Origin of the sequence: Rathayibacter sp. PhB152 (assembly GCF_003751395.1) — a bacterium.
GTDB classification, from domain to species: domain Bacteria; phylum Actinomycetota; class Actinomycetes; order Actinomycetales; family Microbacteriaceae; genus Rathayibacter; species Rathayibacter festucae.
This window is the reverse complement of record NZ_RJUT01000003.1, coordinates 379,505-395,474: the sequence shown is the minus strand read 5'-3', so window position 1 is coordinate 395,474 and position 15,970 is coordinate 379,505. Positions and strand designations below refer to the sequence as shown.

The window sequence follows — 15,970 nt, the reverse complement described above, 5'->3', positions numbered from 1 at the left end:
CGAGATCCGCCGGCACGGGAGGGCGGGGTCAGCCGGCCGCGCGGCGGAGGGCGTCGTCGACGGAGGAGCGGACGAGGCTGGAGAGGAAGAAGCCGGGCTTGTCGACGCCGATGCCGGCGAGGAGGCCGGCGGCCTGCTCGACGATGGCGGTGGAGAAGGTGGTCGCGGTCGAGACCGCCTCGGCGTAGGCGGGGCGGTCCGCCTCCGCGACGGTCACGGGCTCGCCGCCCATCTCGACGACCAAGGCCTGCGCGATCGGCAGCACCGGGCCGGGCGCGGTCACGGCGAAGTAGGTCTCGGCGAGGCGCGCGAGGTCGAGGCTGGTGCCGGTGAACGTCATCGCCGGGTGCACCGCGAGCGGGATGACTCCCGAGGCCAGGGCGGGCGCCAGCACGCCGAAACCGTGCTCCGCCGCGGTGTGCAGCACGAGCTGCCCGGGCTGCCACGCTCCGGTCGCCGCGAGGCCGGACACCAGCGCCGCGATCTCGGCGCCGGGGACGGCGATGATCACCAGCTCGCTCCGCTCGACGAGATCGGGGATCACGAGCACCGGAGCGCCGGGCAGCAGGGCGTCGACGCGCTCGCGGCCGGCGTCGCTCGTCGTGGCGACCCCGACCACGGCGTGCCCGGCGTTGGCGAGTGCGGCACCGAGCACCGGGCCGACGGGTCCGGCGCCGATGATCCCGACGCCGAGGCGTCCGTCGCGGCGGGCGTCAGGCATACGGGTCCCCCTCGGGTGCGGCCCACGCGTCACGGGGCGTCGGAGCGGCGGCGGCGCGCCGCCCCCAGTGGTGGCTGGCGTCGCGCTCGGCCGCGGCGGTCCCCGCCCGGCCCACGCTCTCGAAGAAGGCGGTTCCGTCGGCGACGCTCATCACCGGCACCAGCGGCGTGACCGGGCCGGCGACCGTGTGCACGCGCGCCGAGGCCAGCCCGAGCATCCGCTGCAGCGGCCCCTGCTGCACCCCGACGCTCTGCATCCGCGCGAGCGGGACGACCGTGACCCGGCGCCAGACGGCTCCGCTGCGCAGGACCACGACGTCCTCCGCCAGCCGGAAGCCGGTGCGCCGCCAGGAGAAGGGCCGCAGGAGCATCGCCGAGCGGGGCGCGCTGGTGAAGCCGGGGGCGTCGCGGCGGCGCAGCGCGTCGCCGACCGGGGTCGCCTCGGCGCCCTCGTCGTCGCCGGGCAGCAGCAGCGCGAGCACCCGCTCGACGGCGGCGAGGTCGCCGACCGGGAGGATCGTGGTGTTCGGCTCGCCGTTCGCACCGCGCGAGGCCGCGTGGCCGGCCCGGTCGATCTTCACCTGCCACCAGCCGAAGGGCCGCCAGAGCAGCGGCTGGGTGATCTCCACCGCGTGGATCCGGCCGGGCGGCAGGGTGTCGCTGCTGGTCGAGAGCACGCCGTAGCCGACGCGCACGCCGTCCGGCGTCGCGGCGATCGAGTAGCGCAGCGAGCGGACGAACTGGCGGAGGTAGTAGCTGCCGGAGCCGATCAGGCCGGGCAGGATCGCGATCAGCACGTAGGGCGAGCCGTAGACCGAGGTGAGCACGACGGCCACGATCGCCACCACCAGGAAGACGGTGAAGCCGCTGAACACCAGGGAGCCGAGCAGCCGCCCGGGCGGGATGGAGACCACCGACTCGGGCGGAGCCTGCTCCTCCGGCTCGGCGAACTCCTCCAGCCGGCGGGCGAGGAAGCCGCCGGCCGGTGCCTCCCCCGCGACGGCCTCCCGCTCGCGCACCCCCGACGCCAGCCGCAGGATGTCGCGCCGCAGCGCGTCGACCAGCCGCGAGCCGAGGTAGGAGAGCTGCACGTTCGCGTCCTGCCCGGCGACGCTGACCTCGAGCTTGGCCGCGCCGAACAGCCGGGCGAAGAGCGGGCGCTGCACGGCGATGCCCTGGATGCGGTCGAGCCGCGCTCGCCGGTTGGTGCGGAACAGCACTCCCGAGCGCACCTCGACGATCTCGTCGGTGATGCGGAAGGTGTGCATCCGCCAGGACAGCCAGAAGGCGAACACGGCGACGGCGAGACCGGCCGCCACGGCGAGCAGCGCCCAGCCGATCAACCCGCGATCGATCAGGGCGTCGACGGGGTCGCCGCTCTCGTAGTCGCCCGGGCCGGGGAGGAAGAGCTCGAGCAGGCGCTCGCGGAGGTTGGTGATCAGGATGCCGAGGACCACCAGCAGGCCGATCCCGCCCTTGAGCACGGGCGTCGCCGGGTGCAGGCGGTGCCACTCGCCGTCGGCGAGGTCGGTCTCGATGCCGCGGACGGCAGCAGGAGCCTCGCTCACAGGCCGGCCCGGCGCGACTCCGCCAGTTCGACGAGCCGATCGCGCAGCTCCTCCGCGTCGCCGTCGACGAGCCCGGGGATGCTGACACCGGTCGCCGCGGCGGCGGTCACGAAGCGCAGGTCGGCCAGGCCGAGCGCGCGGGCGAGCGGGCCGCGGTTGACGTCGATCAGCTGCATGCGGCCGTAGGGCACCGAGACGAAGCGCTGGAACATGATGCCGCGGCGGAAGAGCAGGTCGTCCTCGCGCAGCCGGTAGCCGTACGCGCGAGCGCGTCGAGGCGCCACGATCAGGAGGGTGACGGCGAGGATCGCCGCCGCGACGACGAGGATCCAGGCCCAGTCGACGCCGATCAGCAGGAGGAAGGTCGGCACGGCGAGGAGCACCACGCTGGAGACGACGGCCGAGACGACCTCGACGGCCACGTACTTCGGCGACACACGCCGCCACGGACCGGCCAGGTCGAGGCGCCCACCGGTCGCGCGCTCGGGACCGACGGAGTCGAGCCGGACGCCCTCCGGCCGGACCGCGTCACGCTCGGACTGAACCGCGTCCGGCTCCGGCTGAATCGCATCGTTCACGGGCCGGACCGACTCGCGCTCCTGCTCGAGCGCCGCCTCGCGGCTCCGCGCCTCACGCCGGCTCAGCGGCTCCGGGCTCAGCGGCTCCGGGCTCAGCGGCCCCGGGCTCAGCGGCTCCGGAGCGGCCGCGGGGGTCGCCTCCTGGTCGTCGGCCATGATGACGTCCTCCCTGCCTGCGTCCGAGCGGGCGTCGGCGTCAGGCGTGGTTCACCTCGCCGACAGCGGGGTCGTCGTCGTCGGTCGGCGGGATGGTGCACAGGTGCTCGGCGACCAGACCGGCCACCAGCAGGACGATCGCGCCGACGATGGCGGCCACGTCCTGCCACACGGAGCCTAGCGAAGGCACCACGGGCCGGCTCAGCAGGTAGACGAGCACCCCGCCGGAGGCCCCGAGCAGCAGGGCGCCGACGAGACTCGACGCCTTCGCCAGCACGACGACGCGCATCGCGCGGAACGGGTCGATGGGGCGGCGGAGCGTCCCCTTGGTCGCGCGGTGGATCGGGATCGCGAAGCCGATCACCAACGCCGCGACCACCACGAGCGTGAGCGGGACGGTGAGCGGCGGGATCAGCACCGGGCGCCCGGCGGAGGCGATGGCCAAGTCGATCAGGAAGCCGGCGACCGCGCCGACGAGGGCCAGGCCGAGCAGGGAGCTGATGCGGGTGCGCTTCACGGAGTGCTGCTCTCGGGGTCGGTGCGGCCGGGGGCGGGGGCGGTCTCGGAGGTTCGCGGGCGCCGCCACGCTATCGTCTCGGGCCGGTCGGTCACCCGGTCCGTCGCGCGGGCACGCAGCTCGGCGATCGGGCCGCGCCCCACCAGGACGGCGTGCGGCTCCACGTCGAGCCACGGCTCGAGCACGAAGGCGCGCTCACCGGCGCGGGGGTGCGGGAGCGTGAGGTGCGCGTCGTCGCGGACGACCCCGCCGACCGCGATCAGGTCGATGTCGAGCGTGCGGTCGCCCCAGCGCTCCTCGCCGTCGCCGCGGATCCGGCCGCCGGCGCTCTCGATCGCGGCCGTGGCGGCGAGCAGGTCGTCGGGCTCGAGCGTCGTCGAGCCGATCACGACCGCGTTGAAGTAGGCGGGCGCGTCCTCGTCGACGCCGTCGAGCTTCCAGGCCGGCGACTCGACCACCTTCGACACCCCGTCCAGGCGGAGCCCGGGCGTCGTCGCGAGCGCGCGCACGGCGGCCTCGAGGTGCGCGAGCCGGTCGCCCAGGTTGCTGCCGAGGGCGAGGACGACCCGGCGCTCGGGCAGCAGCCGCTGCTGCCGCGGCCTCACGGGCGGACCCGGGTGATCTGCACCGCGACGTCGTCGAACGGCAGCGGAATGGGCGCGTCGGGCTTGTGCACGGTGATCCGGACCACCTCGGCAGCGGCGAAGCTCAGCGCCACCGCGGCCAGGCGCTCCGCGACGGTCTCGATCAGGTCGACCGGGTCGCGGGTGACGGCGTCGGCGAGGGCGATCGCCAGCTCCCCGTAGTGCACCGTCTCGGCCAGCGCGTCGCCGCCCGCCGCGGGAGCGAGGTCGAGCCAGACCGTGGCGTCGATCACGAAGTCCTGGCCGTTCTCGCGCTCGAAGTCGAAGACCCCGTGGTGCGCGCGCACCCGCAGACCTGTGAGGGTGATGGAGTCGCGCAGCGCGAGCGCGGCGGCGTCGAGGGTCGGCGGCGTCGCGGCGGAGCGGGCGGGGTCGGTCACGGGAGCTCCTCCTGGAGGCGGGCGCCGAGCGCGAGGGCGCGGGCGCTCGAGCGGACGTCGTGCACCCGGACGCCCCAGGCGCCGCGGTCGACGGCGGCGAGGCTCAGCAGCGCGGTCACGTCGTCGCGCTCCACCGCGGTCGAGCCCGCGGGAGCGAAGGGCGCGAGGAAGCGCTTGCGGGAGTGGCCGACCAGCACGGGAAGGCCCAGCGAGACAATCGCGTCGAGGTGCGCGAGCAGCGCCCAGTCGTGGCCGCCGTCCTTCGCGAAGCCGAGTCCGGGATCGAGGATCAGGTGCTCGTCGCGGATGCCCGCCGCACGGGCGGCGTCCACGCGGCGCTCCAGCTCGGAGCGCACCTCGGCGACCACGTCGGCGTAGGAGGCGAGCTCCGTCATGCCGGCGCTGTGACCGCGCCAGTGCATGGCGATGTAGACCGCGCCGCGCTCGGCGACGAGCGGGAGCATCGCCGGGTCGGCGAGTCCGCCGGAGACGTCGTTGACGACGACCGCGCCCGCGTCCAGGGCGGCCTCCGCGGTCGCGGCGCTCATGGTGTCGATGCTCACCCGGACGCCCTCGGCCGCGAGCGCGCGGACCACCGGCAGCACGCGCCCCTGCTCGGCCGCGGCGTCGACGCGCGCGGCGCCGGGGCGGGTCGACTCCCCGCCGACGTCGACGAGGTCGGCGCCGAAGGACGCCGGGCCGTCGCCGGAGGAGCGGGTCATCCGGAGTCCGTGCTCGACCGCGTCGTCCACGGACAGCCAGCGACCGCCGTCGCTGAAGGAGTCGGGGGTGACGTTGAGGATCCCGAGGAGCGCGGCGCGATGGCCGGGTGCGAGATCGGTGACGGCGAGGCCCACGTCAGGCCTCCCGGGCGGCGCCGATCAGCGCGATGATCTCGGCGCGCGCGGCGGGGTCGGCGAGGGTGCCGCGGGCGGCGACAGTGACGGTCGAGCTGGCCCTCTGGCGCGCGCCGCGCAGCCGGACGCAGCCGTGCTCGGCGTCGACGACGACCAGGACGCCCTCGGGCGAGAGACCGGCGTCGAGGACGTCCGCGATCTGCTCGGTGAGCCGCTCCTGCAGCTGCGGCCTGGACGCGACGGTCTCGACGACCCGCGGGAGCTTGCCGAGGCCGACGACCCGCTCGCCCGCCCGGTAGGCGATGTGCGCGACGCCGGCGAACGGCAGCAGGTGGTGCTCGCAGACCGAGCGGAAGGCCAGGTCGCGGACGACGACCGTCTGGGTCGCCGGCGGCTGCTCCCCCTCCTCGACGACCGCGAAGGTCTCGGCGAGGTGCGAGGCGGGGTCGAGGTCGAACTCGCCGAAGAACTCCTCATAGGAGTCGGCGAAGCGCTGCGGGGTCGTCGAGAGCCCCTCGCGGCCCGGGTCCTCCCCGATGGCCGCGAGGAGCTCGGCGACGGCGGCCTCGATGCGCGCCCTGTCGACCGGCACGGTGCTGCTACGCCGTCGTCGGGCGCGGGTTGATCAGCGGCGGCCGCTGCGGGGCGGCGGGCTCGGAGCTCTCCGAGACGACCGCGCCGTCGGTGGCGCCGGCGTCGATCGGCGCCTTGGCCGGCGGCATGGGGATGGGCGGGAGGTCGGACAGCGGGCGCTTGTCGCTCGAGAGCCACTGCGGGCGCTCGTCGATCTTGCGGACGTCCTTGAAGATCTCGGCCAGCTGGTCGTGGTCGAGGGTCTCCTTCTCGAGGAGGTCGGCGGCGAGGCGGTCGAGGATGTCGCGGTTGGCGTTGATGACCTGCCAGGCCTCGTCGTGCGCCTGCTCGATCAGCTGCCGGGTCTCGAGGTCGACGCGCTCGGCGACCTGCTCGGAGTAGTCGCGCTGGTGGCCCATGTCGCGGCCGAGGAACATCTCGCCCGAGGAGGAGCCGAGCTTCACGGCGCCCACGTTCGAGGACATGCCGAACTCGGTGACCATCTTGCGGGCGATCGAGGTCGCCTTCTCGATGTCGTTCGAGGCGCCGGTGGTCGGGTCGTGGAAGACGATCTCCTCCGCGACGCGGCCGCCCATGGCGTAGGCGAGCTGGTCGAGCAGCTCGTTGCGGGTGGTCGAGTACTTGTCCTCGAGCGGCAGGACCATCGTGTAGCCGAGGGCTCGGCCGCGCGGGAGGATCGTCACCTTCGTGACGGGGTCGGTGTGGCGCATCGCCGCGGCGGCCAGGGCGTGGCCGCCCTCGTGGTACGCCGTGATCAGCTTCTCCTTGTCCCGCATGACGCGGGTGCGGCGCTGCGGACCGGCGATGACGCGGTCGATCGCCTCGTCGAGCGCGCGGTTGTCGATCAGCTGCGCGTTGGAGCGGGCCGTGAGCAGCGCGGCCTCGTTGAGGACGTTCGCGAGGTCGGCGCCGGTGAAGCCCGGGGTCTTGCGGGCGACGACCTCGAGGTCGACACCGCCGGCGAGCGGCTTGCCGCGGCCGTGCACCTCGAGGATCTTCTTGCGGCCGAGCATGTCGGGGGCGTCGACGCCGATCTGGCGGTCGAAGCGGCCCGGGCGCAGCAGCGCGGGGTCGAGGATGTCGGGGCGGTTGGTCGCCGCGATCAGGATGACGTTGGTCTTGACGTCGAAGCCGTCCATCTCGACCAGGAGCTGGTTGAGGGTCTGCTCGCGCTCGTCGTGCCCGCCGCCCATGCCGGCGCCGCGGTGGCGGCCGACGGCGTCGATCTCGTCGACGAAGATGATGGCCGGCGAGTTCTCCTTGGCCTGCTGGAACAGATCGCGGACGCGGCTCGCACCGACGCCGACGAACATCTCGACGAAGTCGGAGCCGGAGATCGAGTAGAAGGGGACGCCCGCCTCACCCGCGACGGCGCGGGCCAGCAGGGTCTTGCCGGTGCCGGGAGGGCCGTAGAGCAGGACGCCCTTCGGGATCCGCGCGCCGACGGCCTGGAACTTGGCCGGCTCCTTGAGGAACTCCTTGATCTCGTGCAGCTCCTCGATCGCCTCGTCGGCGCCGGCGACGTCGCCGAACGTGACCTTGGGCGACTCCTTCGAGACGAGCTTCGCCTTCGACTTGCCGAACTGCATGACGCGGTTGCCGCCGCCCTGCATGCCCGAGAGCATCAGCCAGAAGAACGCGCCGATCAGGAGGATCGGGAGGAGGAAGCCGAGAGCGGAGAGGAACCAGTTGGTCTGCGGGACCTCGTCGTCGTAGCCGTCGGACGGAGCGGCGGTGGTGACCGCGTCCACGACCTCGGCGCCGCGCGGTGCCACGTAGTAGAACTGCACCTGCTTGCCGTTGTCGCCGTCGTCCTGCGCGAGGGTCAGGTCGACGCGCTGCTCGCCGTCGACGATCTTCGCGGAGTCGACCTTGCCGTCGGAGAGGAGCTGGAGCCCCTCCTGCGTGCTGATCTGCCGGAAGCCCGACATCGTGATCAGCGAGGAGCCGATCCAGACCGCCACGATCGCGAGGACGACGTAGAGAATGGGACCCCGGAAGATGCGCTTGACGTTCATGAATGTTGCGGGCGCAGGCCCGGCACCTTTCTGACGAGGAAATGTGAGTGTCAGGCTACCTCCCGCTCTCTGAGCGCGCGCCACGCGTTCGCCCTGGGCGGAGGAAGCGCGGGCTGGGCGCTCGGCCCCCTCTCCATGCTGATCGAGCAGCCCGCGCAGCGGGCGTATCGAGATCCACCAGCGCCAGAAGCCGAGGCTGCAGACCCGCCCTGCGGAAGACAGCGGGTCTCGATACGCCCCTGCGGGGCTGATCGACCAGCATGAGCGCGTGCCGACCAGCGTGAGGCGTGCGCGGTCGCCCGTGCTGGGCCGCTCGGGTCACGCCGTCTCGAGCAGGGGCTCCGGGTCGCGCAGCGCCGGCGTCAGGCCGCGGCGGCGGCGGGCGGCGGCCAGCACGGTGACGGCGAGGGCGCCGAGCAGCCAGAGCGAGAGCACCAGCACGGCGTTCGCGACGCCGATGCTGCCGCCCGCGATCAGGGAGCGGAACGCCTCGACCGTGTAGGTCAGCGGCAGCACCCCGTGCACGGCCTGGAAGAAGGCGGGCGCCGTCTCGATCGGGTAGGTGCCGCCGGCCGAGGAGAGCTGGAGCACGATCAGCAGCAGCGCGAGGAAGCGGCCGGGTGCGTCGAGCAGGGCGATCAGCGCCTGGTTGATCGCGACGAAGGTCAGGCTGGTGAGGACCGCGATCCCCATCAGCGCCGGGAGCTGCGCCATCTCGACGCCGACGCCGAAGCGGATCACCAGCGCGGCGAGCACGCCCTGCGCCACGGCCATCAGCGCACCGGGCAGGTAGCTGCGCAGCGCGATCACCCAGGCGGGCCGGCGGGCGGCGAGCAGACGCTCGCTCAGCGGTGCGCTCATCAGGTAGAAGGCGAGGGCGCCGACCCAGAGCGCGAGAGCCATGAAGTACGGCGCGAGTCCGGAGCCGTACTCGGGCACGCGGTTCAGGCGCTCGGTGTCGAGAGCGACGGGGGCCGCGGCGACGGCGCTGAGCGCGTCCGCCTGGTCCGCCGTGTAGGACGGGACCTCGGCGGCCCCGTCTGCCAGCTTCCCGGACAGCGTCTCGGAACCGGAGGCGAGGGAGTCGACCCCCGAGGCGAGGCTGCTCGCGCCGGTCGCGGCGTCCGCGCTGCCCTGCGCGGCGGAGTCGGCACCGGTGGCGAGGGCGTCGGAACCGGAGGCGAGCGAGGCGGTGCCCGAGGCGAGTGCCCCGGCCCCGCTCGCGGCGGAGTCGAGGCCGGTCGTCAGCGGGCCGACGCTGCCGGCGAGAGTGCCGGTGCCGGCGGCGACCTGCGCTGCTCCGGAGTCGAGGGAGGCGGCGCCGGTCGCGAGGGACTGCGCCCCGGTGCTGAGCGACTGCGCGCCGGAATCGGCGGAGGCGGCTCCGGAGGCGAGCGACTGCACGCCGGTCGTGAGGTCGGCGGCTCCCGAGGACACGGAGGCGGCGCCCGCGACGAGCGCGGTCAGCCCGCCCGAGGAGTCGCCGACGAGCGCCGAGGACCCGGCGGCGAGGGTCTGCGCGCCCTGGTCCGCGGCGGTCACTCCGGCCGATACTCCGGCGGCTCCCGACTCGAGCTGCGTGAGGAGGGCGAGTCGCTCGGTGTCGGTGAGAGTGCCGTAGCCCGCGATCAGCGACCGGAGGCCGGTGTCGACCGTCGCCGCTCCGGTGGCCAGGTCGGGAGTGCTCGCGGCCAGCGCCGCCGAGCCGTCGCGCAGCGTCCCGGCACCGGCGAGCGCCGCCGTCGCGCCGTCGGAGACGGAGGAGGCGCCCTCGGCGAGGGACTGCGCGCCGGTCGCGGCCGTCGCCGCTCCGGAGGACAGAGCGGCGGTGCCGTCGGCGAGGGTCGCCGCCCCGGTCGCCAGGTCCGCTGCTCCGCCGTCGAGGGTCGAAGCCCCCGCGGCGACCGACTGCGCTCCGGTGTTCAGCGCGGCGGCGGACGACGGCAGCGCGGCCGTCCCGTCGGCGAGCTGCTGAAGCCCGGAGGAGAGGGTCGCCGCTCCGTCCGCAGCGGAGTCGGCCCCGGCGCGGAGCGAATCCGCCCCGGTGGCGAGCTGCGCGGTGCCGTCCTGCAGCCGCTCGAGACCGACCACGAGCTCGTCCGAGCCGCTCGACGCGGTGGCCGCGCCGTCGGCGAGCTGCGTCGCGCCGTCGGCGGCCTGCTCGAGGCTGTCGTGCACGTCCGTGAAGCCGACGTAGACGTTCTTCAGGTACTCCTCTCCGACCTGCTTCTCGAGGGTCTGCGTGACCGTGCTGCCGATCGTCGCGGCGATGTTGCCGACGATCAGGTTGGCGCCGTCGTTCGTCGCGATGGACAACCGGGCGGCAGTCGCCGCCGAGGGGTCGTCCCCGCCGACGGAGGCGACGTCGGCCGAGAAGCCGGCCGGAACGGTCAGCACCGCGTAGACGGCGCCGGAGGCGAGCTCGCTCGCGGCCTCGTCGGCGTCGGTCCGCGTCCAGTCGAAGTTCGAGGCGGAGGTGCTCGTCGTCAGCTCGTCGGTCAGCGCGTCGCCGAGCGCGAGGGCCGAGCCGTCGGCGGCGGTCGCGCCCGTGTCCTCGTTCACGATCGCCGCGGGGACCGAGTCGAGGTGGTGGGTCGGGTCGAGGTTCGCCGAGGTCAGCAGGCCCGCGTAGATCAGCGGGATGAGCGCGATCGCGGAGAAGACGACGACGAGGCGCGGGGAGACGGAGCGCAGACGGTGGAGGAGCCGGGGTGAGCGGCGGGCGGCGGAGGCGGGCATGGTCCTTCTACTTCGAGGAGTCGGTGGCGGGGGCGGTGAGCCGCGGCGATGCGACTCCGGTGACGAGGAGCTCGGCGATCTCGGCCGAGGCGGAGGCGACCGGGCGGCGGTCGTCGCCGTCGAGCAGCCAGCCGACGACGAGCCAGACGGTCCCGGCGGCGAGGAAGACGGCGAAGCGCTCGACCCGGGCGCGGTCGCCCGGCTCCTGCGCGGCCAGCGGCGAGAAGGCGAGCAGCCGCTGGGCGAGGAAGGCGACGACCGACTCCTGGACGGAGCGGGCGGTGCCACCGCTCAGCGCGCGGCGGTAGAAGTCGGCGTGCTCGAGCAGCCCCGAGAGCAGGCCGCGGACGACGCGGGGCACCGCGGTCTCCCAGACGTCCGTCGGGGAGGGCGGCACGACCTCGGCGAACAGCGCGTGCATCCGCTCGAGCGCGGCGGCCTCGACCAGCGAGGGCACGTCGCCGAAGTGCTGATAGAAGGTCGGCCGGCTGACGCGAGCGGCCGAGCAGAGGTCGGTGATCGACGGCTGCTCGTCGCCGGGGTGATCGAGCGCGACCGTGATCGCGGCGATCAGCTGCTCACGCGAGCGGGCGAGGCGGGGGTCGGCCATGGTGCCTCCTTTACGTTCGTAACATACATTACATCCGTAAAGGAGTCGAGGGAAAGCCCCCGGCCGAGTGAGCAGCCAACGCCGCCCGCATGCCGATCGCGGAGCACCCCGTCATGCTGATCGAGTAGCCCGCGCAGCGGGCGTATCGAGATCCACCGCGGCCGGCGGCGGGTCTCAGGCTCCGTCGGGCTCGGCGGCGAGGATGGTCGCGATCTCGGTGGTGTCGATCACGAGGGTGTCGTGCGGGGTGAGGCCCGGGCTCTTCGGGGTCGGCACCGGCAGACGGACGAGCAGTGCACCGGGGTCGACGCTGAAGCGGCCGCTCGTGGTGCGGCCGATCGGATCGCCGTCGAGCTCGGCGAGCACGGGCTGGTCGAGCGAGAAGGAGAACTCGCGTCCCGGCCACTGGTGCAGCGACGCGAGGCCGTTGCGGTTGCCGGTCGCGACGTCGAGGGCGAGTCCGAAGCGGCGGCGCAGCAGCACCAGCTCGAGGTCGCCGTCGTCGAGGACCGCGCCGGCGGCGAGCTCGATGTTCGCCACGACCGAGCTGCAGTTGCAGGCCAGCACCATGAGGGTGCGGGTCGGCGGCTCCGGCTTCCCGTCGATGGTCAGCGTCACCTCGAAGCCGGCCTTGAACATCACCTCGGCGCCCGCCGCGACGTAGGCGCCCCAGCCGACCCGCTTCTTCAGCTCGTCGTCGGTCTTGTCCATGATCTCGGCATCCAGGCCCACGCCGCCCATCACCATGAAGACGCGCTCCTCGCCGTCGTCGAAGGTCGCCGTGCCGACGTCGATCGCCCGGTCCTGCCCGAGCAGCGCGATCTCGACCGCGTCGGCGAGCGCGCCGAGCGGGATCCCGAGGTTGCGGGCGAGCAGGTTGCCGGTGCCGCTGGGCAGCAGGCCGTAGGGAACGGAGGTCCCGCGCAGCACCGAGGCGACCGCGCGCACGGTGCCGTCGCCGCCCATCGCGCAGACGAGGTCGGCGCCCGACTCCAGGGCGGCCCGCGCGGCTCCGGCTCCGGAGTCGTCGACGCTGGTCTCGAACCAGAGCGGCTCGCGCCACCCGGCGCGGCGGGCGACCGTGGCGACCACGTCCTGCGCGGCGCCGACGTCGTCGAACTTGCTCGGATTGATGACGACGGCGACCACGGGTCGCGCGGCCGTGGATCTCGCGGAAGGGGCTCTCACGTTCTCAGTCTGCTGTGCCGGACGCCGGCTCCCGCACCGTGCGCCGTGCGAGGGTCGCCGCCGCCTCCGTCGCGAGGACCGCGCCGAGCTCGGCCGAGAGCGTCGCGGGCAGGGTCGGCGGGGCGTCCCAGCGCGGTCCGGCGAGCAGGATCCCGCCTCGCTCGCTCGAGCGCCAGAGGGCGTCGACGCTGCCGGTGACGAAGAGGCGGATCCGTGCGGCGGACGCGGCGTCGACCCCGTCCGCCGTCGCGAGGTCGACCAGGTGCCGGTAGGCGATGCCGCCGAAGAGCGCGCCGTCCCCCGCACCCTGGTCGACGAAGACGCCGTCGGGCGCGAGGCGCGTGAGCAGGTCGTCGGCGGTCCGGGAGGCGTGCGCGAGCAGCCGTGCATCCGGACGCAGCCGGTGCAGCGCCAGCGCCGCCCCGATGTAGACGCCGTGGTTGTAGCTGAACGCCCAGTCGTCGCGGGCCGAGCCGCCCTCGCGGCCGATGCCGTCGGCGACGAAGCCGGTGTCGTCGTCGCGCAGGCGCACGTGCAGCCAGTCGAAGGCGGCGCGGGACAGCTCCTCCCGGCCGTCGGGGCGGAGCCGCTCCAGCCGCGCACCCAGGATTGCGAACGGCCCGTTCGCCGGCGCGTTCTTGTAGTCGAGCTGGCGGCGGCGCCAGGCGAGGCTCGCGCCGTGCCGGAGGTTCCAGCCGCGCGCGACCGCGAAGCGCCAGAGCCGGTCCGCGCGGTCGAGCCAGCGGCCCTCCCCCGTCGCCTCGCCGAGGCGGGCCAGCGCGCCGCCGAGCCACATCATGTCGTCGAAGTAGCCGTTGACCAGCCGTCCGCCGTTGCGGAGCCGGACGGCGCGGTGGATCCGCGCGGCGCGCTCGAGGTGCGCGCTGTCGCCGGTGCGCTCGAAAGCGTCGACCGCGGCGTCGATCGCGTGCGCGAGCCACCAGTAGTCGAACTCGAGATCCGCGCGCAGCGACGTCGGGTAGCTCACGTGGTAGCCGAGCACCGGCACGGCGAACAGCCGCTCGAGGCTCGACTGCGCCGCGTCCGCGCGGGCGTCGGCCCCGGACCGGTCAGGCGTAGACGTGGGGAGCGAGGATCGCGACATCGCGGAGGTTGCGGTAGCGCTCGGCGTAGTCGAGGCCGTAGCCGATGACGAAGTCGTTCGGGATGTCGAAGCCCACGTAGGCGACGTCGACCTCGACCTTGGCGGCGCGGGGCTTGCGGAAGAGCGCGCAGATCTCGACCGACTCCGCGCCGCGGCTGCGCAGATTTCCCTGCAGCCAGGAGAGGGTGAGGCCGGAGTCGATGATGTCCTCGACGATCAGCACCTTGCGGTCGGTGATGTCGGTGTCCAGGTCCTTGAGGATCCGCACCACGCCGGAGGACTTGGTGCTGCTGCCGTAGGAGGAGACGGCCATCCAGTCCATCACGATGTCGAGCTTCAGCTCGCGGGCGAGGTCCGCCATCACCATGACGGCACCGCGGAGCACCCCCACGATGAGCAGGTTCTCGCCGGCGTAGTCGCGCTCGATGGCGCGTGCCAGGTCGCGGATCCGCTCGTGGATCTCGGCCTCGGTGAAGAGGACCTCGGTGATGTCGTCGGCGATGTCGGCTGCTTCCACCCGGCCACTCTACGGGCGGGGGCGCCCTGCCCCCCTCCGCGAGATGCCACTTGTGCACGCCTTCCACGGCGTGTCGCGTGCACAAGTGGCATCTCGCGGCGGGGAGATCACACGGGGGCGAAGACGAGAGTGGCGGATACCCGGGTGGCTCGGACGCCGGGGAGGTCGACGCCCTTCTGGCCGTGCCAGTCGGTGACGAGGGCGGCGACGGCGAGGGTCTGGGCGCGGGAGAGGGCGACGCCGAACTCGTTCTGCACGACGAGGCGGATGATGCGCTGGCGGAGCGCCGGGGGGTCGGCGGCGAGGCCGCGCGCGTCGACCGTGACGTGGCCGTCGTCGTTCTGGCCGACGAGCTCGAGCGCCCAGTCGAGCGCCATCGCATCGAGCGCGTCGCCGTCCTCGCGGAGCTGGTCGGCCGTGCGGGCGAGCGCCTCGGCGACTCCCGGGCCGAGCTCGTCCTCGAGCACCGGCAGTACCGAGCGGCGGACGCGGACGCGGGTGTAGCGCGGGTCGTCGTTGTGCGGATCGCTCCACGGCTCGAGGCCGGCGTCGGCGCAGGCCGCCACGGTGCTCGAGCGCCGGACGCCGAGCAGAGGGCGCCGCAGCACCCCGCTCACCGCCGCCATGCCGTGCAGACTCGCCGCGCCAGCGCCGCGTGCGAGTCCGAGGAGCACCGTCTCGGCCTGGTCGTCGAGGGTGTGCGCGAGGAGGACCGCCGCGGCACCCGTCGCCTCGACCGCGTCGTCGAAGGCGCGGTACCTCGCCGTGCGCGCCGCCGCCTCCGGACCGTCTCCGTCCGGCAGCACGGACACGACCTCGCGCAGCACGGGGGCGAGGCCGAGGGCGTGCGCCTGCTCCGATGCGCGTCGCGCGACCTCCGCCGAGCCGTCCTGGAGACCGTGGTCGACGATCACCGCGCCGGCTCGCCGGCCGCCGCGCTCGGCCTCGAAGGCGACCGCGGCCGCGAGGGCCAGCGAGTCGGCTCCGCCGCTCAGCGCGACGAGCACCAGGGCCCCCGGATCGAGCTCGTCGAGGCTCGCGCGCACCGCGCGCCGGATGTCGGCGACGGCGGGAGTCAGGCGGGGGCGATCGGGCACATCAAGTAACGTTAGGCCAGCGATCCGGCCTGCGAGCGCGCGTGTCCGCGCGCACTCCCCCGGCCGGTCCGACCCGCCGATGCGCCGCCCGCGGCGCCACCGACTCAAGGAGCGAACATGGCCGCATACGACGTCGTCGTAGAGATCCCCAAGGGCAGCCGCAACAAGTACGAGGTCGATCACGAGACCGGTCGCGTCTACCTCGACCGCGTGCTCTTCACCTCCTTCGTCTACCCGACGGACTACGGCTACTTCGAGAACACCCTCGGCCTCGACGGCGACCCCGTCGACGCGCTGGTGCTGCTCGAGTACCCCGTCTTCCCGGGCGTGGGCGTCTCCGTCCGCCCGGTCGGCGTGCTCAACATGAGCGACGAGGCCGGCTCCGACGCCAAGGTGATCGTGGTCCCCGCGAAGGACCCGCGCTGGCAGCACATCCAGGACATCTCGGACGTCCCGGAGCAGACCAAGAACGAGATCAAGCACTTCTTCGAGCGCTACAAGGACCTCGAGCCCAACAAGTGGGTCAAGGTCGAGGCCTGGGGCGACGCCGCCGAGGCGGAGCAGATCGTCCAGGACGGCATCAAGAAGCTGGCCGAAGAGGGCCACTGACCCTCACGGGTCTCCGAACGACGGAACCCGCCCCGTCGAGTCGACCGGCTGCTGCCGGCGCCTCGAGGGGGCG

The 15,970-nt window shown here is 73.8% G+C and carries 16 protein-coding genes; 1 reads left to right on the top strand and 15 read right to left on the bottom strand.

Features of this window, described 5'->3' with window-relative positions; translation table 11 throughout:
* Positions 1-28 precede the first annotated feature (28 nt).
* The 15 genes from EDF36_RS08700 to tilS form a co-directional block, all read right to left on the bottom strand.
* Complete coding sequence (locus EDF36_RS08700) at positions 29-721, bottom strand: Rossmann-like and DUF2520 domain-containing protein (RefSeq protein WP_123732689.1); 693 nt, start codon at positions 719-721, stop codon at positions 29-31.
* On the bottom strand, positions 714-2,288 hold the full coding sequence (locus EDF36_RS08695; RefSeq protein ID WP_123732688.1) for a PH domain-containing protein: 1,575 nt from the start codon (positions 2,286-2,288) through the stop codon (positions 714-716). Before EDF36_RS08695 ends, EDF36_RS08700 begins: the two co-directional genes overlap by 8 nt.
* On the bottom strand, positions 2,285-3,022 hold the full coding sequence (locus EDF36_RS21765) for a PH domain-containing protein (RefSeq protein WP_123732687.1): 738 nt from the start codon (positions 3,020-3,022) through the stop codon (positions 2,285-2,287). The genes EDF36_RS08695 and EDF36_RS21765 overlap by 4 nt, the downstream gene beginning before the upstream one ends.
* 40 nt (positions 3,023-3,062) lie before the next feature.
* Entirely contained in the window at positions 3,063-3,539 is a 477-nt protein-coding gene (locus EDF36_RS08685; RefSeq protein WP_123446799.1) for a DUF3180 domain-containing protein, read from the bottom strand.
* Positions 3,536-4,144 carry a 2-amino-4-hydroxy-6-hydroxymethyldihydropteridine diphosphokinase gene (gene folK, locus EDF36_RS08680; RefSeq protein ID WP_123732686.1) on the bottom strand — a complete coding sequence of 203 codons (609 nt, stop codon included), beginning with the start codon at positions 4,142-4,144 and terminating at the stop codon, positions 3,536-3,538. The genes EDF36_RS08685 and folK overlap by 4 nt, the downstream gene beginning before the upstream one ends.
* Entirely contained in the window at positions 4,141-4,563 is a 423-nt protein-coding gene (gene folB / locus EDF36_RS08675; protein ID WP_185020416.1) for a dihydroneopterin aldolase, read from the bottom strand. The genes folK and folB overlap by 4 nt, the downstream gene beginning before the upstream one ends.
* Positions 4,560-5,420 (bottom strand): dihydropteroate synthase, encoded by an 861-nt coding sequence (gene folP / locus EDF36_RS08670; protein ID WP_123732685.1) that lies wholly within the window; start codon positions 5,418-5,420, stop codon positions 4,560-4,562. Before folP ends, folB begins: the two co-directional genes overlap by 4 nt.
* 1 nt (position 5,421) lies before the next feature.
* Entirely contained in the window at positions 5,422-6,012 is a 591-nt protein-coding gene (folE, locus tag EDF36_RS08665; protein ID WP_123446802.1) for a GTP cyclohydrolase I, read from the bottom strand.
* 7 nt (positions 6,013-6,019) lie between these two features.
* The gene (ftsH, locus tag EDF36_RS08660; protein WP_123732684.1) at positions 6,020-8,032 is read right to left on the bottom strand and encodes an ATP-dependent zinc metalloprotease FtsH; all 2,013 of its coding nucleotides are present in this window, start codon (positions 8,030-8,032) and stop codon (positions 6,020-6,022) included.
* 318 nt (positions 8,033-8,350) lie between these two features.
* On the bottom strand, positions 8,351-10,771 hold the full coding sequence (locus tag EDF36_RS08655) for a YhgE/Pip domain-containing protein (protein ID WP_123732683.1): 2,421 nt from the start codon (positions 10,769-10,771) through the stop codon (positions 8,351-8,353).
* Positions 10,772-10,778: 7 nt separating this feature from the next.
* Entirely contained in the window at positions 10,779-11,381 is a 603-nt protein-coding gene (locus EDF36_RS08650; RefSeq protein ID WP_123732682.1) for a TetR/AcrR family transcriptional regulator, read from the bottom strand.
* A gap of 174 nt (positions 11,382-11,555) precedes the next feature.
* Positions 11,556-12,569, bottom strand: coding sequence for a diacylglycerol kinase family protein (locus tag EDF36_RS08645; RefSeq protein WP_123732681.1), 1,014 nt, complete (start codon positions 12,567-12,569; stop codon positions 11,556-11,558).
* Between the two features lie 4 nt (positions 12,570-12,573).
* Complete coding sequence (locus EDF36_RS08640; RefSeq protein ID WP_123732680.1) at positions 12,574-13,674, bottom strand: glycoside hydrolase family 76 protein; 1,101 nt, start codon at positions 13,672-13,674, stop codon at positions 12,574-12,576.
* On the bottom strand, positions 13,640-14,191 hold the full coding sequence (hpt, locus tag EDF36_RS08635; RefSeq protein WP_123446809.1) for a hypoxanthine phosphoribosyltransferase: 552 nt from the start codon (positions 14,189-14,191) through the stop codon (positions 13,640-13,642). Before hpt ends, EDF36_RS08640 begins: the two co-directional genes overlap by 35 nt.
* Before the next feature lie 107 nt (positions 14,192-14,298).
* Positions 14,299-15,288: a tRNA lysidine(34) synthetase TilS gene (tilS, locus tag EDF36_RS08630; protein WP_123705534.1), complete on the bottom strand. Its 990-nt coding sequence runs from the start codon at positions 15,286-15,288 to the stop codon at positions 14,299-14,301.
* A 117-nt stretch (positions 15,289-15,405) separates the two neighbouring features.
* Between tilS and ppa the strand changes: the two genes are divergently transcribed.
* Complete coding sequence (ppa, locus tag EDF36_RS08625; protein WP_123446811.1) at positions 15,406-15,897, top strand: inorganic diphosphatase; 492 nt, start codon at positions 15,406-15,408, stop codon at positions 15,895-15,897.
* Positions 15,898-15,970 lie beyond the last annotated feature (73 nt).

Excerpts from the sequence above, each read along its gene's own strand:
- EDF36_RS08700 (WP_123732689.1), bottom strand. The coding sequence starts at position 721 with ATGCCTGACGCCCGCCGCGACGGACGCCTCGGCGTCGGGATCATCGGC.
- EDF36_RS21765 (WP_123732687.1), bottom strand. The coding sequence starts at position 3,022 with ATGGCCGACGACCAGGAGGCGACCCCCGCGGCCGCTCCGGAGCCGCTG.
- ftsH (WP_123732684.1), bottom strand. The coding sequence starts at position 8,032 with ATGAACGTCAAGCGCATCTTCCGGGGTCCCATTCTCTACGTCGTCCTC.
- EDF36_RS08655 (WP_123732683.1), bottom strand. The coding sequence starts at position 10,771 with ATGCCCGCCTCCGCCGCCCGCCGCTCACCCCGGCTCCTCCACCGTCTG.
- EDF36_RS08650 (WP_123732682.1), bottom strand. The coding sequence starts at position 11,381 with ATGGCCGACCCCCGCCTCGCCCGCTCGCGTGAGCAGCTGATCGCCGCG.
- EDF36_RS08640 (WP_123732680.1), bottom strand. The coding sequence starts at position 13,674 with ATGTCGCGATCCTCGCTCCCCACGTCTACGCCTGACCGGTCCGGGGCC.
- ppa (WP_123446811.1), top strand. The coding sequence starts at position 15,406 with ATGGCCGCATACGACGTCGTCGTAGAGATCCCCAAGGGCAGCCGCAAC.